Origin of the sequence: Gordonia sp. NPDC003585 (genome assembly GCF_040610755.1) — a bacterium.
Taxonomy (GTDB): domain Bacteria; phylum Actinomycetota; class Actinomycetes; order Mycobacteriales; family Mycobacteriaceae; genus Gordonia.
Window position 1 is genome coordinate 1 of the sequence record NZ_JBEXMX010000036.1, and the last position, 20,995, is coordinate 20,995.

At 67.2% G+C, this 20,995-nt stretch carries 19 protein-coding genes and 1 riboswitch; of the genes, 10 read left to right on the forward strand and 9 right to left on the reverse strand.

Annotated elements, in window-relative coordinates; genetic code table 11:
- From ABZW74_RS11880 to ABZW74_RS11890, 3 genes are all read left to right on the forward strand, one after another.
- The coding region (locus tag ABZW74_RS11880; protein ID WP_355276381.1) for an FAD-linked oxidase C-terminal domain-containing protein at nt 1–498 on the forward strand (498 nt) is incomplete at its 5' end.
- 36 nt (nt 499–534) lie between these two features.
- Nucleotides 535–2,634: a phosphate acetyltransferase gene (pta, locus tag ABZW74_RS11885; RefSeq protein WP_240860615.1), complete on the forward strand. Its 2,100-nt coding sequence runs from the start codon at nt 535–537 to the stop codon at nt 2,632–2,634.
- Nucleotides 2,631–3,866 carry an acetate kinase gene (locus ABZW74_RS11890; RefSeq protein ID WP_355276383.1) on the forward strand — a complete coding sequence of 412 codons (1,236 nt, stop codon included), beginning with the start codon at nt 2,631–2,633 and terminating at the stop codon, nt 3,864–3,866. The genes pta and ABZW74_RS11890 overlap by 4 nt, the downstream gene beginning before the upstream one ends.
- 12 nt (nt 3,867–3,878) lie before the next feature.
- Here the strand turns inward: ABZW74_RS11890 and ABZW74_RS11895 are convergent, their stop codons facing one another.
- From ABZW74_RS11895 to ABZW74_RS11905, 3 genes are read right to left on the reverse strand one after another with little or no spacing between them, the layout of a single operon-like run.
- Nucleotides 3,879–6,440 (reverse strand): tetratricopeptide repeat protein, encoded by a 2,562-nt coding sequence (locus ABZW74_RS11895; protein ID WP_355276385.1) that lies wholly within the window; start codon nt 6,438–6,440, stop codon nt 3,879–3,881.
- 4 nt (nt 6,441–6,444) lie between these two features.
- Nucleotides 6,445–7,446 (reverse strand): glutamate ABC transporter substrate-binding protein, encoded by a 1,002-nt coding sequence (locus ABZW74_RS11900; protein ID WP_240860621.1) that lies wholly within the window; start codon nt 7,444–7,446, stop codon nt 6,445–6,447.
- Complete coding sequence (locus ABZW74_RS11905; protein ID WP_240860623.1) at nt 7,443–8,891, reverse strand: hypothetical protein; 1,449 nt, start codon at nt 8,889–8,891, stop codon at nt 7,443–7,445. The genes ABZW74_RS11900 and ABZW74_RS11905 overlap by 4 nt, the downstream gene beginning before the upstream one ends.
- Nucleotides 8,892–9,079: 188 nt before the next feature.
- Here ABZW74_RS11905 and ABZW74_RS11910 point away from each other — a divergent pair, with 188 nt between their 5' ends.
- Complete coding sequence (locus tag ABZW74_RS11910; protein ID WP_240860625.1) at nt 9,080–9,562, forward strand: NUDIX hydrolase; 483 nt, start codon at nt 9,080–9,082, stop codon at nt 9,560–9,562.
- 216 nt (nt 9,563–9,778) lie between these two features.
- Here the strand turns inward: ABZW74_RS11910 and ABZW74_RS11915 are convergent, their stop codons facing one another.
- Together ABZW74_RS11915 and thiE are read right to left on the reverse strand one after the other, a co-directional pair.
- On the reverse strand, nt 9,779–10,153 hold the full coding sequence (locus ABZW74_RS11915; protein ID WP_355276388.1) for a hypothetical protein: 375 nt from the start codon (nt 10,151–10,153) through the stop codon (nt 9,779–9,781).
- Nucleotides 10,154–10,556: 403 nt separating this feature from the next.
- Entirely contained in the window at nt 10,557–11,219 is a 663-nt protein-coding gene (gene thiE, locus ABZW74_RS11920) for a thiamine phosphate synthase (protein ID WP_355276390.1), read from the reverse strand.
- Nucleotides 11,220–11,319: 100 nt separating this feature from the next.
- Nucleotides 11,320–11,423: riboswitch (TPP riboswitch) on the forward strand.
- Here thiE and thiO point away from each other — a divergent pair.
- The 6 genes from thiO to ABZW74_RS11950 all read left to right on the forward strand — a co-directional run bounded on the left by thiO (nt 11,418) and on the right by ABZW74_RS11950 (nt 17,803).
- Nucleotides 11,418–12,485, forward strand: coding sequence for a glycine oxidase ThiO (thiO, locus tag ABZW74_RS11925; protein ID WP_240860629.1), 1,068 nt, complete (start codon nt 11,418–11,420; stop codon nt 12,483–12,485). It overlaps the preceding riboswitch by 6 nt.
- Nucleotides 12,482–12,679 carry a sulfur carrier protein ThiS gene (thiS, locus tag ABZW74_RS11930; protein ID WP_240860630.1) on the forward strand — a complete coding sequence of 66 codons (198 nt, stop codon included), beginning with the start codon at nt 12,482–12,484 and terminating at the stop codon, nt 12,677–12,679. Before thiO ends, thiS begins: the two co-directional genes overlap by 4 nt.
- A complete protein-coding gene (locus ABZW74_RS11935) occupies nt 12,672–13,448 on the forward strand; it encodes a thiazole synthase (protein WP_308221072.1) in 777 nt (258 codons plus the stop codon). The genes thiS and ABZW74_RS11935 overlap by 8 nt, the downstream gene beginning before the upstream one ends.
- Nucleotides 13,449–13,471: 23 nt before the next feature.
- The gene (locus ABZW74_RS11940) at nt 13,472–14,401 is read left to right on the forward strand and encodes an ABC transporter ATP-binding protein (RefSeq protein ID WP_355276393.1); all 930 of its coding nucleotides are present in this window, start codon (nt 13,472–13,474) and stop codon (nt 14,399–14,401) included.
- The gene (locus ABZW74_RS11945) at nt 14,398–15,135 is read left to right on the forward strand and encodes an ABC transporter permease (RefSeq protein ID WP_355276395.1); all 738 of its coding nucleotides are present in this window, start codon (nt 14,398–14,400) and stop codon (nt 15,133–15,135) included. Before ABZW74_RS11940 ends, ABZW74_RS11945 begins: the two co-directional genes overlap by 4 nt.
- A gap of 70 nt (nt 15,136–15,205) precedes the next feature.
- On the forward strand, nt 15,206–17,803 hold the full coding sequence (locus tag ABZW74_RS11950; protein WP_240860634.1) for a LuxR family transcriptional regulator: 2,598 nt from the start codon (nt 15,206–15,208) through the stop codon (nt 17,801–17,803).
- Here the strand turns inward: ABZW74_RS11950 and ABZW74_RS11955 are convergent.
- From ABZW74_RS11955 to ABZW74_RS11970, 4 genes are read right to left on the reverse strand one after another with little or no spacing between them, the layout of a single operon-like run.
- Nucleotides 17,790–18,470: a phosphoribosyltransferase family protein gene (locus ABZW74_RS11955; RefSeq protein WP_355276397.1), complete on the reverse strand. Its 681-nt coding sequence runs from the start codon at nt 18,468–18,470 to the stop codon at nt 17,790–17,792. The two genes, ABZW74_RS11950 and ABZW74_RS11955, sit on opposite strands and share 14 nt — an antisense overlap.
- A 13-nt stretch (nt 18,471–18,483) precedes the next feature.
- Nucleotides 18,484–18,945 (reverse strand): nuclear transport factor 2 family protein, encoded by a 462-nt coding sequence (locus ABZW74_RS11960; RefSeq protein ID WP_240860637.1) that lies wholly within the window; start codon nt 18,943–18,945, stop codon nt 18,484–18,486.
- Nucleotides 18,946–18,985: 40 nt separating this feature from the next.
- The gene (locus tag ABZW74_RS11965) at nt 18,986–19,861 is read right to left on the reverse strand and encodes a hypothetical protein (protein ID WP_355276445.1); all 876 of its coding nucleotides are present in this window, start codon (nt 19,859–19,861) and stop codon (nt 18,986–18,988) included.
- Between the two features lie 37 nt (nt 19,862–19,898).
- Entirely contained in the window at nt 19,899–20,960 is a 1,062-nt protein-coding gene (locus tag ABZW74_RS11970; protein ID WP_355276399.1) for an EamA/RhaT family transporter, read from the reverse strand.
- Nucleotides 20,961–20,995 lie beyond the last annotated feature (35 nt).

The following is a 20,995-nucleotide window of genomic DNA, read 5'->3' on the forward strand; positions in this document are numbered from 1 at the left end:
GACTGCGGCGCCACCCCGCTCGGTACCGAACCGGGGGAGTCGTGGCGTACCGGACGGTTCCGGGCGCCGTACCTCCGGGACCCGTTACTCGACGCCGGTGTGTTGGTGGAGACCTTGGAGACGGTCACGTTCTGGTCGGGGCTGGCCGACCTGAAGGCGTCGGTGACCGGAGCGCTCACCGATGCCTTGACCGCGTCGGGCACACCACCGCTGGTCATGTGCCACATCAGTCACGTGTACCACTCGGGTGCGTCGCTGTACTTCACCGTCGTCGCGCCGTTCGGCGAGGACCCGCTGGCCGATTGGGCGGCCGCCAAGTCCGCCGCGAACGCCGCGATCCGCGCCGCCGGCGCCAGCATCACCCACCACCACGCGGTGGGCCGCGATCATCGCGCCGCCTATCACGACGAAATCGGTGCCCTGGGTGTCGAGTTGCTGAACGCCGCGAAACGCGTTGTGGACCCGGCCGGGATCTGCAATCCCGGCATCCTGCTCTGACGACCGTACCCACCCCCAACGGCTAGGCTGGCACGCATGGGCGACGACGCAACTCCGACCTCGCACAGCATCTACATCGCATCCGCGGAGGGTGACACCGGAAAATCGACGGTCGCGCTGGGCCTGCTGGCCTTGCTCACCGCAACAGGTGGCCGGGTCGGGGTGTTCCGCCCCATCTCGCGTGGCGCTGCGGGTGAACGCGACTACATCCTCGACCTTCTCATCGAGTACGACTCGGTCGACATCGACTACGAGGACTGCATCGGGGTCACCTACGACCAGGTGCACGAGGACCCGGAAGCGGCCATCGCCGAGATCGTCGCTCGTTTCCACGCGGTCGAGGCGCGGTGCGATCGTGTGGTGATCGTCGGCTCCGACTACACCGACGTGGGCAGCCCGTCGGAGTTGAGCTACAACGCGCGGATCGCCGCCAACCTATCGGCACCGATCATCTTGGCGCTCAAGGCCGCCGACCGGACTCCTCAGGAGGTGCACGGTCTGGCGGAACTGTTGATGGCGGAGATCGCGGCGTCACATGCGACGACGGTGGCGCTCGTGGCCAATCGTTGTCCGCCCGACCAACTGGTGGTGATCGAGAAGGAACTCGAGAAGACCGGTATCCCGACACTGTGTCTGCCCGAGGAGCCGATCCTCGTCGCGCCGACGATGGCCGAGCTGAAAGAGGAACTGGGCGCCGAGATGTACAGCGGCGACACCGAACTCCTCGATCGGGAAGCGCTCATGGTGATGGTGGGCGGTATGACCGTCGAGCACATCCTCGAGCGTCTCACCGAGGGCACCGTGGTCATCACCCCGGCCGACAGGTCCGACGTCCTGCTGGCGCTGGTGAATGCCAATGCGGCCAAAGGGTTTCCGCGGCTGGCGGGGATCATTCTGAACGGTGGACTGCGACCGCATCCGATGATCGAGGCTTTGGTCCAAGGACTCCGGCCGAACCTGCCGATTCTGGTCTGCCAACAGGGCACCTACGAGACCGCCCGCACGGCGGCGCATACGCGCGGTCGGCTGGCAAAGGGTTCGGCTCGCAAGATCGAGGCGGTGCTCTCGCTCGTCGAAGAGCACGTCGATCCCGAAGAGGTGCTGCAGAAGTTGAACGTCGGCACCCCGACCGTGGTGACCCCGCAGATGTTCGAGTACGGGCTGATCGCGCGGGCCCGCGCGCAGCGCCGACACATCGTGCTCCCCGAGGGCGACGACGACCGGATCCTGCGCGCCGCAGGGCGTTTGCTTCGACGCAACGTCGCGGATCTGACGCTCCTCGGCGACAGCGACGCCGTGCACACCCGTGCCGCGGATCTCGGCGTCGACCTCACCGGCGTCGACATCATCGATCCCGCGTCGTCGGATCACCTGAACGAGTTCGCCGCGGCCTACACCGAGATGCGCAAGCACAAGGGTATGGAATTCGAACGCGCACAAGAGATGATGCGCGACGTCTCCTACTTCGGCACCATGATGGTGCACACCGGCCGCGCCGACGGGATGGTGTCGGGGGCGGCGCACACCACCGCGCACACCATCCGGCCGGCCTTCGAGATCATCAAGACGAAGCCGGGTGTGTCGACCGTCTCGAGTGTGTTCTTCATGTGTCTGGCCGACAAGGTTCTCGCCTACGGCGACTGCGCCATCGTGCCCGATCCCACCGCCGAACAACTCGCCGACATCGCGATCAGCTCGGCGCAAACCGCTTCGCAGTTCGACATCGAGCCGCGCGTTGCCATGCTCTCCTACTCGACGGGCAAGTCCGGATCGGGCGCAGATGTCGACAAGGTCAGGGTGGCAACGGATTTGGTGCGTGAGCGTGCCCCGGAGGTACTCGTCGAGGGGCCGATCCAGTACGACGCGGCGGTCGAGCCCAGCGTCGCGGTCACCAAGATGCCCGATTCGGCGGTGGCCGGTCGGGCGACCGTGCTGATCTTCCCGGACCTCAACACCGGCAACAACACCTACAAGGCGGTGCAGCGCAGCGCGAACGCCATCGCGATCGGACCGGTGCTCCAGGGGCTGAACAAGCCCATCAACGATCTCTCCCGTGGCGCACTCGTGTCCGACATCGTCAACACCGTGGCAATCACTGCGATCCAGGCCCAGCAGCCCGCAGGAGGCGAGCAGTGAGCGGCTTGACGGAATACGGCCCGCTCTCTTCGCTCCCGGCGCCGACCGGTGCCGTTCTCGTCCTCAACGCCGGCTCGTCGTCGCTGAAATATCAACTCCTACACCCCGATACCGGTGAGGTGTGGGCCGACGGCATCGTCGAACGGATCGGTGAGAACGACTCGTCGATCACCCATGAGCAGGGGGATGTCGAGATCCGCGAGACCGCGGCGATCGCCGACCACCTCGCCGCGATCGAGTGGGCCATCCGATGTTTCGCCGACAACGGCACCGATCTCGCGGCGGCGGGTCTGGTGGCCGTCGGCCATCGGGTGGTGCACGGTGGTCGGACGTTCTACGAACCGACCATCATCACTCGCGAGGTGATCAGCGAGATCACCCGGATCTCACCCCTTGCGCCGCTGCACAATCCGGCGAATCTGATCGGTATCGAGGCCGCCCGGACCTTTCTGCCCGACGTCCCGTCGGTCGCGGTCTTCGACACCGCCTTCTTCCACGGTTTGCCCGACGCCGCCGCCACGTATGCCATCGACCGGGGGGTTGCGGACCTCCATGCCATCCGCCGCTACGGCTTTCACGGCACCAGCCACGACTACGTGTCGCATCGCGTCGCGGATTTCCTGGGCCGCGACTACGACGAGCTGAACCAGATCGTTCTCCACCTCGGCAATGGTGCGTCGGCGTCGGCTATTGCCGGTGGCCATCCCATCGACACCTCGATGGGGATGACACCGTTGGAAGGGCTGGTGATGGGTACCCGCAGTGGCGATCTCGATCCGGGCCTCGTGTTGCATCTGCACCGCGTCGCCAAGCTGTCCGTCGATCAGATCGATACCCTGCTCAACAAGCAGTCGGGGTTGAAAGGGTTGTGCGGCGAGAACGACTTTCGCGCGATCTCGGCGCTGATCGAGGCCGGTGACGAGAATGCCCGCCGGGCTTACGATGTCTACATTCATCGCCTCCGCCGCTACATCGGTGCCTACATGATCGAGCTCGGCCGGGTGGATGCGATCACCTTCACCGCTGGTGTCGGGGAGAACTCGACCCCGGTTCGCGCCGATGCCCTCGCGGGCCTCGAGCATTACGGCATCATCATCGACGCGGAGCGAAACGCTGTGCGCAGCAAGGAGCCACGGCGCATATCGGCGGACGACTCGGAGATCGACGTGCTGGTGGTCCCGACCAACGAAGAACTCGCCATCGCCCGGCAGTCCGCCGCCGTGGTGGCCTGAGAGTCCGCCGGATCAGAACAGCGTGTCCGGCCTGACGTAGTTCGCGAGGTCGACGAGCATGAAGCGGTGGTCGCGGTTGGTTCGGGTCTGCCGGGCGAGATGACGCAGTGAGCGTTCCGTCCCTGCGCGGATACCCGACTCGGTGAACGGGAAGCCGAGCAGGGTCGACGGCTCGCTGGAATCTTTTGCGGCGTCGGGGTTCTCATGCATCCAGCCGAGCGCGGTACCGAGGACGATGAGCAGCATCCGGGATTTGCGCGGTTCGGTGTCGGGAATCTGCTCGAGCCGCCGGGCAGCTTCGACGATCTGCTCGCGGGTGACCTCCGATGGTGGCCGACCGTGCACCAGCGCGATGACCGCCGTGGCGCGGGCGGTGTTGAAATGCCGGCTGGTTGCGGGAACCTCATCGAGTGGGCGGATCGCTTCGTCGTAGTCTCCGACAGCCACCGACAGCCGTGCGAGACCGAAAGCAGCGGTGACGATTCCATGGTCGGTGAGCCACAGGTCGTGGTAGTGATGTTGCGCCACATCGAAGAGTTCCGAGATTCGCCGTTCCGACGCCGGTGACTCGCCCTGCTCGTCGGACAGCCACCGGCCGATCAATTCGGCGGTGCCGGCGACCGCGAGTTTGGGTCCGATCTCGCCGGGCATCGCGCTGAGCACCTCGTCGAATCGCTCGTAGGCGAGTTCGGGTTCGTCGTTCATCAACGCGCAGATACCCATGTACCACTGCACGCGCCACGAATTGCCGTGGTGTACAGATACTTCGCGGAGCAGCGCCAAGGCGGTGTCGACGTCGTCGAGTTCGAGGTGTGCTCTTGCCTCGGCCAGATCGATCTCCAGTGACGGGTGGCCCTCCTGGGCACGACGGCCGAGCAGCGACACGAAACCCTCAGCGCGCGCGGCATTGATCGAGTCGAGGGTTTGCCGCGGGTCCGACAGCGCGGCCGAGGTCAGCAGGCCCGCAGCCGGATCCATCGGATTGACCAGCGGAACCGGCAGCGCCCGGGCGATGTCGACCGGATCGTAGAAGGCGGCCTGGTCGGGATCGAAGAAGCCGTCGACCGGCGCGAGCATCAGATCGGTCCCGAATGTCGAGCGCTGCGGCGTGAACACCGTCGACAACGCGGGCCGGGGAACACCCGTGTGCACCGCGACAGTTTCGCGCAGCACGTTGAGTACCTGGGTGGTCATCTCTTCGGCCGACGCGAATCGATCACCGGGATCGGTGGCCGTAGCTCGTTGCAGCAGAAGATAGTACGACGGGTTCTCCTCGAACACCGGGGTGGTCGACGGGTCGGGGAGGCCGTCGACGTAGCGGCCCTTGCGCATCTCGATCGGCACGGTCAGCACGGCGAGGGTCCGTCCGACGCTGTAGATGTCGGTGGCCACCTGTGGTCCGGTCTTCACGATCTCCGGTGCCTGGAAACCGGGTGTGCCGTAGAGATGTCCGTAACCGTTGATCGCCGACACCGCGCCCAGATCGATCAGCTTCACCTCGTCGCTGCCGACCATGATGTTCTCGGGCTTGACGTCGTTGTACACCAGGCCCACCGAGTGCAGGTATCCGACGGCGAGCAGCACTTCCAAAATGTAGGCGAGTGCTTGTTCCACCGAGAGTAGTTCGGCACCTTCATGATCCGAGGTGATCTGCTTGAGCGTCCGTCCGCCGATGTACTCCATGACGATGTAGCCGTAGCGCTCGCCCTGTTCGCCGATGTGCTCGACGAAGTTGTAGATCTTCACGATGCCGGGATGATTCACCGACGCCAGGAACTGGCGCTCGGCGACGGCGACCCGCTGTGCCTCCGAATCCGAGGAATTCAGCAGGCCTTTGAGGACCACCGGCCGATCCGACACGTTTCGGTCGATCGCGAGGTAGATCCATCCCAGTCCGCCGTGCGCGATGGCGCCGGTGATCTCGTACTGGCCGGCGACCACGGTGCCCGGTGCGAGCCCGGGGACAAACGAGTAGCGCGCACCGCAATGCGGGCATGTGCCCGAGACCTCGCCCTTCCCCGGACCGGAGGTGCGCCCCACCGGTTTTCCGCAACGCCAGCACACGCGTTTGGATTCGACGATGACCGGATGGTCGAGGACGGCGTCCTCAGGCTCGATGTCGACGATTTTCGGCATCTCGACCAGCCCGCTGCCGAGCCGCCGTTCGTGGACCGCTGCGCGACGGCTGGGTACGAGGCGTCGGGTCTGGCGCCCCGATCCGACCGGCGCGTCGTGGGCCACCGGCGGCCGAGTCGCGAAGACCCGATCGGTCTGGGCGTCGACACCCGGCAATTCGGTTGCCTGCGTTGGTGCATCGCCCTGTGGATCGGTGTCGGCGTCCTCGTTTCCGATCGTCTGGTAGTCGTCGCCATCGGCAGGACCACCGTCATCGTCATCGTCGTCGCCCATCAGGTCGGCGAGACTGACCTGCTGTGTGCCGACGTGTTCGTCTTCTGGCGTCTCGTCGTCGAGCAGCGCGTCGAGCGACACACGTTGGGTGCCGATGTGCTCGGACTCGTCGGCGTCACTTGCCTGCGTCGGCGAATCCCCGTGCGGTTCAGGATCGGTCGTCATCGCATCAGTCCCGATAGGTCACGAGTGGGGGACCATAACCGCCGCTGTCCCCGAGGACCGTGAGCCACTGGTTGTACATGCGCCACCACGTTCCGTCCGCGCGAATGCGCTCGAGGACACCGTTGACGAAGCGCACCAGATCGTCCTTGCCGTGCGGGATTCCGACTCCGTAGTATTCCTCGCCGAGACTGGGGCCGACGACCTGAACCCACGGGTCCTGCGCGGCAAGGCCGGCCAGGATCGCATCGTCGGTGGTCACCGCGTCCACCTGGCCCTGCTGCAGCAACACCAGGCAATCCGCCCAGGTCGTGGTGCTGATCAGATGTGCGCGCGGCTGGATCGACTGGATTCGTCCGATCGACGTCGCACCGCGTGCCGAACACACCCGCTTGCCCGCCAGTTTCTCCGGACCGGTGATGCCGGATTCTTTCAGTGCCAGAATGCGTTGCGAGGCAACATAGTACGGCGAGGAGAAGCTGACCTCACGAAGGCGCTCGCAGGTGATGCTCATCGTCTTGACCACGACGTCGACCGCCCCGGTCTTGAGGGCCTCGATGCGTTCGGCCGAACTGAGCACCCGGAACTCCACGCGCCCCGGATCGTTGAAGATCGCGCGCGTGATCTCGCGGGCGAGGTCGACGTCGAATCCCTTGATGTCACCCGACATCGGATCTCGGAAGCTGAACAGGTTGGACCCGATGTCGAGCCCGACGATGAGCCGTCCATGCGCGACGATCTCGCCCATCGACGATCTCGGCGGCATCCGGCCGGGCGCCGGCATCCGGGCCGGTGGCCGCAGACTCTCGGTGGCGTTGCAGGATTCGGCATTCGGCGGCGGTTCGAGGGGGACGTTGGTCTGCACTCCCGCGGGCATGGGGGTGATCGCGGTGGCGGTCGGGGGTGGGGCGTCGGGTGCGGGGAAGGTGACGCACCCGGTGAGGATCAGCGCGGCGGCGGTGAGGATGCCGAAGACCGTGCTGCGGCGCCGAATCGTATTCGTGTTCATCGGTACTCCCTGATGCGCGGTATCAGGCCGAGAATGACTGCGGCGGCCGCGAAGATGGTGAGCATCAAGATGCCGGTGCCGGTGAAACCGAGGACCCGCTGGGCGGTGTTGATGTCGTCACGGAAGGAGGTTCGCGCCGATGTGATGGCGTCGACCAAGGCCTTGTCGACCGCGCTGTAGCTGGTCGCCGAACTGTTCTCGTCGTCGCCGACGGTCATCGTGCGTGCGCGTCCGAAGGCGCCGGATTCGATGTACCCGCGCACTACGGCGTCGGTGGCCTTCCAGCGCTCCACCGCGGACGCGACAGCGTCGAGTTGCTCGGTACTCACCGAACGTCGCACGTCCTCGTTGTCGCGCAGGCGTGCGACGGTGGCGGAGATGCCTTCGGTCGACTGGGCGAAGGAGCGTTCGAGCCCACCCTGATCACCGCGCCGCACCAGTGCCAGGGTTTCCGCCGACCGCGCCTGCTGGGTCAGGATGCGCGCGGCGGTGAGTTCGCGGAGGGGGTCGGCCCCGCCGGTGCGGGCGTCGCTGGTCGCGGCCACCGACATGAGCCCCGACGCCAAGAGCCACACCGTGCCGGTGGTGATCGCCAAGATCGCCGCGACCACGCCGAGATTGAAGCGGCGCCGGGTACGTCTGGCCAGGTAGCGGGAGGTGAGGATCAGGGCCAGGAGCACGGCCAACAGCGCCGCGTAGACGGTCCAGGGCGGACGACTCAGGCTTCGCTGGGGGTCGGCGATCGCCAGCGATCGCTGTTCGTAGAGGCGCTGCGCGGCCGGCAGGATCTGGTCCTGCATCATCGACGACGCCTGGCCGAGGTAATCGGAGCCGACCGGGTTGCCCTGCCGGTTGTTGGTCCGCGCCGTCTCGACCAGTCCGCTGTACACCGGGATGGAGACCGCGAGGGTGTTGAGATCGGCGGCGACCGCTTTGTCGTCTCGATCGGGTGTGCCGTCCGCGCCGGGCTCACCTGAGCTGCCGGTCGCGAGGATCAGCGACGACGAAGCCGTGGCGAGCGCATTGGCGTAGCGAGTACGGAGTTCGGGGGTCTCCAGCCCGCCGGAGATGAACGCGGCGTTGGCCGACGCATCGGCGACCGACAGCGATGAGTACAACACTTGACTCGCTTCGGCCAGGGGCTCGGCCCGGTCGATCATGCGCTGCAGGGTTTGGGTGCGGTTCTCCAGCACGGTCGATGCGTACAACCCGGTGCTGACCGACGCCGCGGCGAGCACGATCAGGATGGTGACGAGCTTGCCGGGTGTCGTCACCGCATAGTGGCGCAGGGTGGCGAAGGGGGATTGGGCGCGCTCGCGAGCTGCGGCGACGAGTTCGCGGCGGTCGGCGAGTACCTGCCGGATCGGGGGCGACGACTGTCCGGGCCGCACCGTCCTTCCGGCGCGGGTGAGTACGGTCCGCATCGGGGACGCGTCGCCGGTCACCTCAAGATCCCTTCTCAGTCCTGTATGTGTTTCAGCCTAGGCCATGTCGGGGGTACCCGACCGGGTTCGACACTGCCCGAGATCGAGGTCCGATATGTCGGACCGAATGACCCTGGCGAGGGTTGTCTGACTCACATACGGTGGAGATGCCCGGTTGCATCACGACAACCGGTATGCGAGGAGGCGGAGTGCGCGGGGACGGCGACGGTTGGGTGATCGATCCGGACGGCTCACGGTATTGGGGTGTCCACGGCGCGGCGGGACTCCTGCTCCGGGCGCCACTCGACGGCGGTGCGACCGGAATACTGCTGCAACATCGAGCGGTCTGGTCTCATCAGGGCGGCACCTGGGGTCTCCCCGGAGGTGCGCGGGACTCCCACGAGAGCGCCATCGACACCGCCGTGCGCGAAGCCGACGAAGAGGCAGGGGTCCGCGCCGACCAGCTCACGGTTGTCGCGGCGCTGGTCACCCACCAATCGCCGAGCGGGTGGACCTACACCACCGTCATCGCCGATACGTCCGAACCGGTCCGCACGGTCGCCAACGGCGAATCGGCGGAACTGCGTTGGGTGGGCGAACATGACGTCGACACACTGCCACTACACCCGGGATTCGGTCAGGCTTGGCCCGGCCTCCGCGAGCGCATCGCCCGTCTCGACCTGCAGGCCTGATTCGAAGAATTTGGCGACCAATCCCGTTGACCTGCGGAAATGAGCCAGCGTCGTGCCCGCAAAATCTAGGGGACGAGTTTCTTCCCCGGGGTTTGTAGTCGTCCGCGAGAAATTTCTCGGGGAAGACACCAAGGGCCGGGGAAGAAACTTCTTCCCCTACTTTTGTGGGCGCACGTGCCTGGCGTCGCGTTCGGCGGGTAGGCGGCCCGCCCAGACTCACTCGCTCCCGGCGAGCAGCCGGTTCGCACCCGCGACAAGCGCGTTGACGTTGGCCTCGTCGCACGTCGTGCCGTCACCGAGCGCCCACACCTGCCGGTCGTCCCTTTCGCACAGCAGGAATGCCGTGATCTGGCCGTCGCTGACGCGCTGGTGGGATTTGACGATGGAGATGGGTGCGCCGATCTCGTGCAGCATCGACGTCATCGCGCCGACCGGACCGCTGGCAACGGCGGACAGCGACATGATCCGGTCCTCGAGCGCGAAGGTCGCGCGGCACTCGACGAGGTCGTGGTGGGTGGGCTCCATGGACCATGACCCGAGTCGGATGCTTCCGCCGGGGGAGTAGTGATCGATGAATTCTGGAAAGGTCATGCCGGATGCCTCCTCGCGCATACCCCGGGGCAGTGGTGAGCCGTACCGGCGGGCGAACGGGTCGCCCATGGGCCGACCGGCGTGCTCATCGCACGAACAGGATCGTTGAGAAAGATGAAGGCTGTGCATCGCGTGTACCGATTTCGGTCGAAGTGAAGATGACCGACGTGCGCACGCATAGACCCCGCAGCGGGGGGTCGGTCAGATTCAGACCCCGCTGCGGCGGGTTACGAGCGCGTTCGCGATGTACAGCATGATGGCGACCACCTTAGACCCGCCGTTCGCCGGGCGGCAAATGACTATTCGCCGCGTCGGGAATCTGTACCTGCCGGCGCGACGAAATGCACTGTGCACTTGGTCGGGCCGCCACGTACAGATTCCCTCCAGGCCGGAGGGCAGCTGGTCAGCCTCGGACCAGCGCTCGCGCCGCCGATTCCGGATCGTCCGCCGCAGTGATGGCACGCACGACGACGATCCGCTCCGCCCCGGCTGCCCGCACTTCGGGGAGCCGGGCGAGGTCGATGCCGCCGATCGCGAACCACGGCTTTACCGAGTTCGTCGCGGCGACCGAGGTCACCAGATCCAGCCCGGCCGCCGGCCGTCCCGGCTTGGTGGGCGTCGTCCAGCACGGGCCGACGCAGAAGTAGTCGACGTCGTCGTCGGCCGCGGCGCCTGCGGCCTGGTCGACATCATGCGTCGACAGCCCGATGACCACGTCGGGCCCGACGATCTGCCGGGCGGCAGCAGGCGCGAGATCACCCTGGCCCACATGCAGGACGTCGGCCTGAGCCAGGGCCGCGATGTCGGCGCGATCGTTGACGGCCAGCAGCGCTCCGCGAGCACGGACCACCCGACGCAGCTCCGCGAGGATCGCGAGTTCTTCACGCGCCTCCAGCGTCCCGAATCGCTCCTCGCCGACCGATCCCTTGTCGCGCAACTGGACGATGTCGACGCCACCGTCGATGGCCTTCGAGACGAAATCGAGCAGATCGCCGCGCTCTCGCCGTGCGTCGGTGCACAGGTAGAGCGTCGCCGTGTCGAGTCGCTGTCGGGGCGAGGTGGTCATCGGGTAGACGCTACCTCGCGGCGGTCAGGGCTCGTCGACGCCGCTTTGGCGGACCGGGCTGCACTCAACCAAGACCGACCGGCCGCGTAGGCTCATGATCGGAGTACATCACGGGAGCCCGGCCGGGCTGAGAGTGCGGAGAAGCCGCAGACCGTCTGACCTGATCCGGGTAATGCCGGCGAAGGAAGGTGATTGCACGTGCAGAGTGTTGCCGTTGTGGGCGGCGGCGTCATCGGGCTGTCCATTGCGCTTGCGGCGTCCGACGCCGGTTGGCGTGTGCGGGTCGTCGACGCGGGAGTCGCCGACCGTGCCTCACATGTGGCCGGCGGCATGCTCGGATCGTTGGGCGAGGGCATTCCGGGCGAAGAGACGCTGCTCGCGATGTCCGTCGAATCGGTTCGACGCTGGCCCGCCCTCATCGACCGGCTCGGCGACCCGAACGTCGTGACCGCCACCGATTCGCTGTTCGTCGCCGGTACCGCAGCCGACCTGCACCGTCTCGACCATCTCGCCCGGTTCGTGTGGTCTCAGCAGACCGACGCTCGCACGGTGCTCACCTCGATCACCGGCCGCGACATCCGCGCACTCGAGACGGCGCTGAGTACCCGGCTCGTGGGCGGCTACCGCGCCGAAGGCGAATGGGCACTGGACAATCGGCGGCTCCTGACAGCGCTGCGGGACACGGCCCGCGCGTCGGGCGTCGTGTTCGACGACACGCGAATCGGTTCGCGAGACGCGCTCGACGACGACCAGGTGGTCCTCGCCGCCGGATTGGGCACCAACGCACTATGGCCGCAGGCGCAACTCCAGGCCGCCAAGGGTGAGGTGCTCAGGTTGCGGCGCACGCGGTCCTCGGTGCCACCGCCGCGCCACGTGATCCGCGCGGCGGTCGGCGGCCGCAATGTGTACCTGGTGCCTCGTGCCGATGGAATCGTCGTCGGCGCAACGCAATACGAAGCTCCTGTCGATGCCGGCGATATCCTTCCCGAGGCAGGCGGAGTGCTCGACCTGCTCGCCGACGCCACCGAGGTGATGCCGGGGCTGCGTACGTACGAACTCGTCGAGGCGGGCGCGGGCCTACGTCCATGCACGGCGGACGGACTGCCGATCATTCGGCGTCTCGACGAGCGGACCGTGGTCGCAACCGGCCACGGCCGCAACGGAATTGTGCTCGCACCACTCACGGCCGACGAGGTGGTGGGGCTGCTCGGTGATCCGCGGCGGGCACCCACACCGGCGGCAATGACTTCGGGAGGCGAGAGATGACGATCACGGTCAACGGCGAACCGACAGCGGTGGCCCCGGAAACGTCGGTGGCCGCGCTGCTGACGCATCTGGGCCTGCCCGACCGCGGGGTTGCGGTCGCCGTCGACGGCGCGGTCGTCCCGAAAGGCTCGTGGGCGCAATCCATTCCGGATGGTTCGGTGGTCGAGGTCGTGACGGCGGTGCAGGGTGGCTGACTGCACAGATCCGTTGCGGATCGCGGACCGCGAGTTCGGATCACGACTCATCACCGGTACCGGCGGCGCGACGAGCCTGGCGGTCCTCGAACGCGCACTGATCGCGTCGGGCACCGAACTCACCACCGTCGCGATCCGGCGGGTCGACGCCGCGTCGGGCACCGGAGTGCTCGACCTGCTCCGGCGCCTCGACATCGCACCCCTGCCCAACACGGCAGGCTGCCACACGACGGCCGAGGCGGTGCTGACCGCGCAACTGGCCCGCGAGGCCATGGAGACCGACTGGGTCAAGCTCGAGGTGGTCGCCGACGAACGCACCCTCATGCCCGATCCGATCGAACTGGTCGACGCCGCGTCGGCGCTGGTCCGGGACGGGTTCACCGTGCTGGCCTACTCCAACGACGACCCCGTCCTCGCTGCCCGGCTCGAAGACATCGGCGTCGCTGCTGTGATGCCCCTCGGCTCCCCGATCGGCACTGGCCTCGGCATCCTCAACCCGCACAACATCGAGATGATCGTCGCGCGGGTGCAGGTGCCGGTGATCCTCGACGCCGGGATCGGCACCGCAAGCGACGCGGCCCTCGCGATGGAACTCGGTTGCGACGGAGTGTTGCTGGCGTCGGCGGTCACCCGGGCCGACGACCCGGAACGGATGGCCGCCGCCATGCGCCACGCGGTTCTCGCGGGCCGGCTCGCGGCGCAGGCGGGACGGATCCCGCGTCGCTTCTGGGCGGAGGCGTCGTCGCCCGAGCGCGCGACCAGCAGTTGAGTGGGTCACGCTATGGTCGGGGTGTGCTCACAGTCCAGAAGCTCACCAAAGACTTCGGCGACAAGCGCGCCGTCGACAACCTCAGTTTCGAGGTGTCACCCGGGCACGTGACGGGCTTCCTCGGCCCCAACGGTGCCGGCAAGTCGACCACGATGCGCATGATGCTCGACCTCGACCGTCCCACCTCGGGTTCGGTCGCCATCGACGGTCAGCGCTACCAGGATCTCGAGGATCCGATCCGGCAGGTGGGGGCGCTGCTCGACGCCAAATGGGTCCATCCCAACCGGAGTGCGCGGTCGCATCTGCGCTGGCTGGCGGCGGCCAACCGGATTCCGGCGAGTCGGGTCGACGAGGTCATCGAGATGGTCGGTCTGACGTCGGTGGCCACCAAGCGCGCGGGTGGCTTCTCGCTCGGCATGTCGCAGCGGCTCGGCATCGCCGGCGCACTCCTCGGTGACCCGCACACGCTGATGTTCGACGAGCCGGTCAACGGCCTCGACCCCGAGGGCATCGTCTGGATTCGCGGATTCATGCGACAGCTCGCTTCGGAGGGGCGCACCGTTTTCGTCTCCAGCCACCTCCTTGCCGAGATGGCGCTCACCGCCGACCATCTCATTGTCATCGGCCGCGGGCGGCTCATCGCCGACTGCTCGGTCAGCGAATTCACCTCGCGTGCACAGACTTCGGTTCGGGTGCGCGGTCCGCAGCTGGAGGATCTGCACGTCGCGCTGGCCGCGGCAGGCCTGGCGCCGGCGCCCGGTCCCGCCGACGCCAAGGGCCGACCGGTGATGGTGGTGCCCGACACGACCACCGACCAGGTGGGCGACCTGGCCGCTGCGGCCGGGGTGGTCCTGCACGAACTGACCGAGGAGACCGCATCGCTCGAGGAGGTCTTCATGCAGGTCACCGCCGGTGACGTCGAATACCAGGGTGGAACGGGGGTCGTGGCATGATCGCGACGATCGACTCGGAGCGGATCAAGCTCATGAGCACGCGCTCGCCCTACTGGTGCGTGGCGATCGTGGCCGTCCTGGGTCTGGGTCTGGCCGCGCTGATCTCGTCGGGCGGTCCGGTCGACGAGCTCACCGACAACCCGGCGAACGTCTACCTGTTGGGCGTGAACCAGTTCGGTCTCGCCGTCTTGTTGATCATGGCGGTCCTGGGGATCACCACGGAGTACCGCTTCGGAACCATCCGGTTGTCCTTCGAGGCAACGCCCCGCCGTTGGCAGGTGCTCGTCGCCAAGGGGGTGGTGTTCGCGATCGTCGGCCTGGTGGTGACCTTCGTGATCTGCCTGCTGGGTCTGGTCATCGCCAAGCTCTTTGCCGGTGACGACTTCGACCTCACCAGTTCGGATGCCATCCGTCAGCTCTGGGGGACGCCCATCTTCATCGCGTTGGCGATGCTGATCGGCGTGGCGGTGGGTGCACTGATCCGGCAGACGGCGGGTGCGGTGACGATCGTGCTGGTGTGGACGCTCCTCGTGGAGACGGTCGTGATACCTCTGCTGCCGAAGGTCGGGGAGCCGGTGGTGCCGTTCCTCCCGTTCACCAACGGCTGGCGGTTCCTCACCGGCGACACCGGCGATTTCCACTGGAACATCTACGGTTCACTGGTCTACTTTGCCCTGGTCGCGCTGGTGATTCTCGGCGCAGCGATCGCCGTGGTCAACAAACGCGACGCCTGATGTGAACAGTTCGGTCAGACTTGACCGCGACTGGTGCCGAGACTTACCGATGAGTCTAAAATCTGCAGGCATGTCCGGGAATTGGCCCTTGGTGGAGCGTGAACGCGAGTTCCGAACCATTCAGGCTGCCCTGCGCGGGGAGACCACCGGGTGCGGCGTGGTCCTCACCGGCGATTCCGGCGTCGGCAAGACCACGCTCGCGCGTCATGTCACGGCCGGCTTGTCGTCGGGCGTCCGGTGGGTCGCGGGCACCGAGTCGGCCCGGTCGATTCCGTTGGGCGTCTTCGCGCATCTCGTCGGTCCGGCCACGTCCAGTGATCCCGTGACCTACCTCGCCGCGGCCCGCGAATCGCTACTCGCCGACGGTGACGTGGTCATCGGCGTCGACGACGCCCATCTGCTCGACGAACTGTCGGCGACGCTGCTGCATCAGCTTGCCATCGACCGCGCCGTCCACATCGTCGCCACGGTGCGCAGCGGCGAGGTGGTGCCCGACGCCGTCACCTCGCTGTGGAAAGACAACCACCTCACTCGAATCACCTTGTCACCCTTCACCAAGGAGCAGAGCGTCGACCTCATCGAGTCGGTGCTCGGCGGGCAACTCGAGGAGCATTCGGCCAACCTGATGTGGGAGGCGTCGGGCGGTAACGCGCTCTTCCTCCGGCACATGGTCGACGGTGCACGGCAGGCCAATACGTTGCGGCAGGTCAAGGGGATCTGGCAGTTGCGCGGCCGCGCCGCGATCACCTCCGAACTCGCGTCGCTGCTCGAAGGCCGCATCGAGCAACTCGACGACACCGTGCTCACCGCACTGAAGTACCTGAGCCTGTGCGAGCCCCTCGACATCGACGTCCTGTCCGAACTCGCCGGCGAAGAAGCGGTGGAAGAGGCGGAGATCGCCGGGCTCGTGCGCATCGTCCGGGACGGCCGACGGCTCAACGTCGGCTTCCATCACCCGCTGTTCGGCGAGGTCATCCGTCGTCGTCTGGGTCTGGTGTCGTCGCGGCGGCTGCGCGGCAAGCTCGTCAAGGCTTTGCGTGAACGACCGCGGACGACGCCCGCCGAACGCATCCGCCTGGCCGACCTGGCCATCGAGAGTGACGTCGACATCGACCTCGAACTGCTCGGTGCGGCTGCTCGGGACGCGATGAACCTGGCGCAGATCCCGATGGGCGAGCGGTTCGCGCGCGCAGCGCTCGAGGAGGGCGGCGGGCTCGACGAGGCGGAGATGCTGGCCCGGGCCCTGATGTGGCAGGGCCATCCCGACGAGGCCGAGCAGATCCTCAGCCGCTTCGACCCCGACGACTTCGACAACGAGGCGCAGATCCTGCGCTGGGGCGGGCTGCGCGTCGGCAACATGTTCTGGGCGATGGGCGACGCCGACCGCGCCGAAGAGTTCTTGGAGATCCTGTTCGAACGCATCCAGGATCCGGGCCTGCGTCCCATCGTCACCGGTATCGCGTCGGCGTGCGCGCTGTTCGAGAACCGGATCGACGACGCGGTTCGCCTGTCCGACGAGGTGTTCGCCGAGAAGCACCCGCTGCCGTGGGCGGTGGAGTGGGCGGTCTTCGGGGGCAGTCTGTCGCGGGCGCTGCGAGGTCAGGGCAGTGCCGTCGAGAAGGTGGCCGGCCGCGGTCGTGGACTCGAGGTCGACGGAATGCTGCGCTTCCCGACCGCTTTCGGCGAGATGCTGGCGCTCACGCTCACCGGTCGGCTCGACGACGGCAATCTGGCCGCCGCGCGCTACGTCGATTTCGCCAACACCGCGCAGTACCTGGGGTGGGCGATGTCGGGGATTCTGGTGGCTGCCGTCGAGATGCCGCAGGGGGCGTGCACCTCGGTCACCCGACGCATGGAGCAAACGCTGGCGATCCTCGACGGCGAGGGCTTCTCACTGTCGTGGAACTACCCCGCCCGCATCTACCTCGCGCAGGCGCTCAGCGCTCTCGGGCAGACCGAGAAGGCCGAGGCCGTCCTCGTGAAGGCGCGAGCGAAGTACGGGAAGAACGTGGCGATCTTCGGTTCGATGCTGGCGATCGCCGAGGCATGGCAGTCGGCCGCGGCCGGAACGCTCACCCGCGCAGTCGAACTCGCACACGAGGCAGCGGACAAGGCTCGGACCACTGGGCAATTCGCCATCGAGGCCGAGGCGTTGCACACGGCCGCCCGGTTCGGCGACCAGTCGGTTGGCGAGCGACTCGGTGAGCTGGCGCAGCAGGTCGACGGGCCGGTCGTCGCCGTGTACGCGCGGCACGCGATCGCGCTCGCTGAGGGCGACGCCGTCGAACTGGATGTGTGCGCAGCCGATTTCGAGCAACTCGGCATTCGGCTCTCCGCGGCAGACGCCGCCGCCCAGGCCAGCGTCATGCACGACAAGGAGGAGAATCGTTCGGCGACAGTCGCTTCGGCGGCGGTGGCCAACCGCCTCGCGTCGGAGTGCGGAGGACTGCGGACCCCGGCGCTCGTCGAGGCTGCCCGGCCCTTGCCGCTGACCTCGCGCGAACGTGAGATCGCCAACCTGGTGGCGGCCGGACTGTCGAACAAGGAGATCGCCCAGCGACTCACCGTGTCGGTACGCACCGTCGAAGGCCACATCTACCGTGCCTGCACCAAACTCGACGTCACCGATCGCGCCGACATCGCGGCGCTGCTCCTCAAGGACGGTTAGGGCGCTCCAGCGCGGTAACCACCTCGTCGTCACCCACCTGGGTGAAATCGGCGTACGACTGTCCGACCGCGTGGAACGGCGTCGGAGTCACCGAGACGATCACCTGGTCTGCGCCCGCCGCCCGCATCTGTTCGAAGATGTCCGTGGGTCCGGTGGGCACCGCAACGATCACCCGCGACGCCCCGGCCGCACGCACCGCGTCGATGGCCACCGACATCGACGTCCCGGTGGCCAGCCCGTCGTCGACCAGGATCACCACCCGGTCCGCAAGCGAAAGCGGCTCGCGCCCTGCACGATAGCGCGCCTCGCGGTCGGCGAGGATGCGGCTCTCCCGAGCGAGCGCGGCGTCGAACTGTGCTGTGGTCACACCGAGTCTGCGGGGGATGTCGTCGTTGACCACCACGTGGTTGCCGTGAGTGATCGCGCCCATCGCGAACTCGGGTTGACCGGGTGCCCCGATCTTGCGTACCACCAGAGTGTCGAGTTCGCAGTCCACGGCGTCGGCAACCTCGCGCGCCACCGGGCCGCCGCGGGCCAGACCCAGCACGATGATCGGGCCGCGGTCGTCGGAGTCGACGGCAGCCCTAACCCGTTGTCCGAGATCCACTCCCGCGTCCCGCCGATTCCGGAATACGTGGTCGGCGCTGAGCGGCGGCGGCTGCGACATGACGCTCGGAGCCTCAGAGGTGGATGGCAGGTCCGGTCCGGACGGTGAAGCTCGGTAGGTCGCCGAGCGCGACGGTCGCCTCGTAGGTGCGGTCGTACCCGGTTGCGCTGATGCGCCAGCCGTCCGGGGTGCGGCGATAGCGGTCGGCGTAGAAGGCCGCCCCGATCAGCATGAACGAGAAGTCGGGAACGATGACCCGATCCTGTAGATACCAGCGGCCCGACGCCTCGTCGCCGTCGATGTCGATCTCCGGGTGGTCGACGCGATGCTCGGTGATCACCGCGGGCCCCACGTTGGTGCGCATGTATTCGACCAGTTCGTCACGATCCCCGAACTGCAGGCTCTCCCCGTAGTTTCCGGTCACATCCTTGGTGAGGGTGTCGGCAAAGGCGTCCCAGTCCTTGGTGTCGAGGGCACGCAGGTACCGGTACTTGAGGTTCTTGATCGCGGCGATGTCGTCGGCGAGGTCGGTCATAGTCAACATCTACTGCGCGCAGCCGTGATCCGTGGCGGATTCAGCCCTTCTTCTTCGTCCCCGGGAGCACGCCCGCGTCGATGACGGCCTTGACGATCGGTCTCGTCCGCTCGACGAGGTCTGCGGCACCGTCCGATGACCAGAGCGATTCCCCGAGTGCGTCGGTGGTGGCCTCGATGTCGTCGTAGAGCGCCCCGCCGTCGGCGCTGAGGCGATGTCCGTCGTCGGTGCGTTCGGCGAGGCCGGCGGCCACGAGCCGGTCGACGCTCGCCTCCCATTCATCGTCGCTCCAACCGCGCGTGAGCTGAACCAGTTTGCGGCCCAGGACGCGGCGTTTGACGGTCGGATCGGGGAGTTGTGACTCGTGGAAGGCGACGGCGTCGATACCGTGCAATCCGTTGAGGACGAGCGCGGCAATGTGATTGTCCCCGCGCCACTCTCGGAGCACCGCGACCGCATACCAGAGCGCTACAACGCTGGACTCGGGCGGCGTTGCGGTCGACCACCCGGCAGCCAGCGCCCGACCACCGATCGGCAGCCCGACAGCGAGTTCTCGATAACCGGCGGTCAGCTCGGTGATGGTCGGATCGTCTGCGGCGCCGCCGAGGATGGCGCGAAGCTGCGCGTCGAGCATGGCGTCGCGTCGGGCGGCAACGCGATCGAGTCCGACGTCGAGCGCGGCGGTCCAGCTCTTCTCGATCAGTTCGGGAGCGAAGTTGTAGAACGTCGACGTCACGACGGCCGGGACACATGCGCCGAGCGGGGCGCCACGTGCACCGACGTAGAAGGCGTGCGGGTCGAGTCCGGTGTCGCGCTGGGCATCCCGCAACAGCGGGCTGAAGTAGGCGAGGACGTGAAACGGTTCAAGGGTTTCGTAGGCGCTGCGCGACGCGGTGGTATCTGACACGGTTTCCACAGTCGTCAAGACCGCTCACCGTGTCAACACCGTCGGGTCAGTCCGGCTCGTGGTCCCCGTCGCGGGTGGACCCCGGTTCGGTGCGCGGCGTCAGCCGGATCGGCATTCCGAACGGGTCGAGGGGGAGGCTGTCGATGTCGTCCTCGCGGGCCGACACGGCGGGTTCGGGTGCGTCTTCGCGGCCGCGCCGCCAGCCGCCTTTCATCGGCGGTGCCTCTCCGAAGTGATCGGGATCGCCCGAGCCGTACCAGGCCACCAGCACCGCTCCGATGACCGCGCCCACAAAGCCGACGATGGCCAGCCAGCCCAGTCCGGGTTGTGCGGTGTCACCCAGGAACAGCACTCCCACCAGGCTGGGGCCGGCGGTCTCACCGACGACGAGGACCGCGGTGACGCCGTTCACCGCTCCGAGTTGGAGGGCCACCGTCTGCACGAAGAACCCGGTGGCGCCGGCCACCGCGATCGTCCATGCAGCTGGATCTGTGATGAGTGCCACACCGTCGAACGGGTGCACGCCGTCGAGGACGCGGACGCAGATCGCGATGACGCCGAACAGGAACCCCGCGGCCGCGCCGCCGACGATCGCGCCGTGTCGGCCGAGGCGATACACACCGAAGAGCGCGAATGCGCAGAGCACCAGCGTGTCGAAGAACAGACCCCAGTGGAAGGCGCGTTCCTCGCCGCCGCCGGTCTGATGCGACGACGACGCCCCCAGCAGACACAGCGACAGGACCACCAACCAGATAGCAATCCAGTCGCGGGTCTGTAGTGCGATGTTGAGCATGATCGTGCCGAGCAGCGCCGTCACCACGAGATTGGCGGACACGATGGTCTGCGACAGGAACAACGGCAGGAATCGGGCCGCGATCGCGCCGCCGGCGAAGCCGATGACGACCATCATCGTGCCGAGGATGAACGCCGGGTCGACGAATGTCGACATCGTCGACTGCAGCGTGGGTCCGCCCGCGGAATTGGTGTGGTCCTCGCCCTCCTCGCGTGCCTCGGTGGCCACGCGCCGAGCTCCGAGCGCGCGCAGCACCGTCGACATCCCATATGCCACCGCAGCCAGACACGCCGAGATGACACCGACCAGGAACATGACCCCACCTTCCGCTGTTACCCGAATACCCGCAG

Coding starts and splice junctions, on each gene's coding strand:
- pta (WP_240860615.1), top strand. CDS start 535: ATGGGCGACGACGCAACTCCGACCTCGCACAGCATCTACATCGCATCC.
- ABZW74_RS11895 (WP_355276385.1), bottom strand. CDS start 6,440: ATGACGACCGATCCTGAACCGCACGGGGATTCGCCGACGCAGGCAAGT.
- ABZW74_RS11900 (WP_240860621.1), bottom strand. CDS start 7,446: ATGAACACGAATACGATTCGGCGCCGCAGCACGGTCTTCGGCATCCTC.
- ABZW74_RS11915 (WP_355276388.1), bottom strand. CDS start 10,153: ATGACCTTTCCAGAATTCATCGATCACTACTCCCCCGGCGGAAGCATC.
- thiE (WP_355276390.1), bottom strand. CDS start 11,219: ATGACCACCTCGCCCCGACAGCGACTCGACACGGCGACGCTCTACCTG.
- thiS (WP_240860630.1), top strand. CDS start 12,482: ATGACGATCACGGTCAACGGCGAACCGACAGCGGTGGCCCCGGAAACG.
- ABZW74_RS11945 (WP_355276395.1), top strand. CDS start 14,398: ATGATCGCGACGATCGACTCGGAGCGGATCAAGCTCATGAGCACGCGC.
- ABZW74_RS11950 (WP_240860634.1), top strand. CDS start 15,206: ATGTCCGGGAATTGGCCCTTGGTGGAGCGTGAACGCGAGTTCCGAACC.
- ABZW74_RS11955 (WP_355276397.1), bottom strand. CDS start 18,470: ATGTCGCAGCCGCCGCCGCTCAGCGCCGACCACGTATTCCGGAATCGG.
- ABZW74_RS11960 (WP_240860637.1), bottom strand. CDS start 18,945: ATGACCGACCTCGCCGACGACATCGCCGCGATCAAGAACCTCAAGTAC.
- ABZW74_RS11970 (WP_355276399.1), bottom strand. CDS start 20,960: ATGTTCCTGGTCGGTGTCATCTCGGCGTGTCTGGCTGCGGTGGCATAT.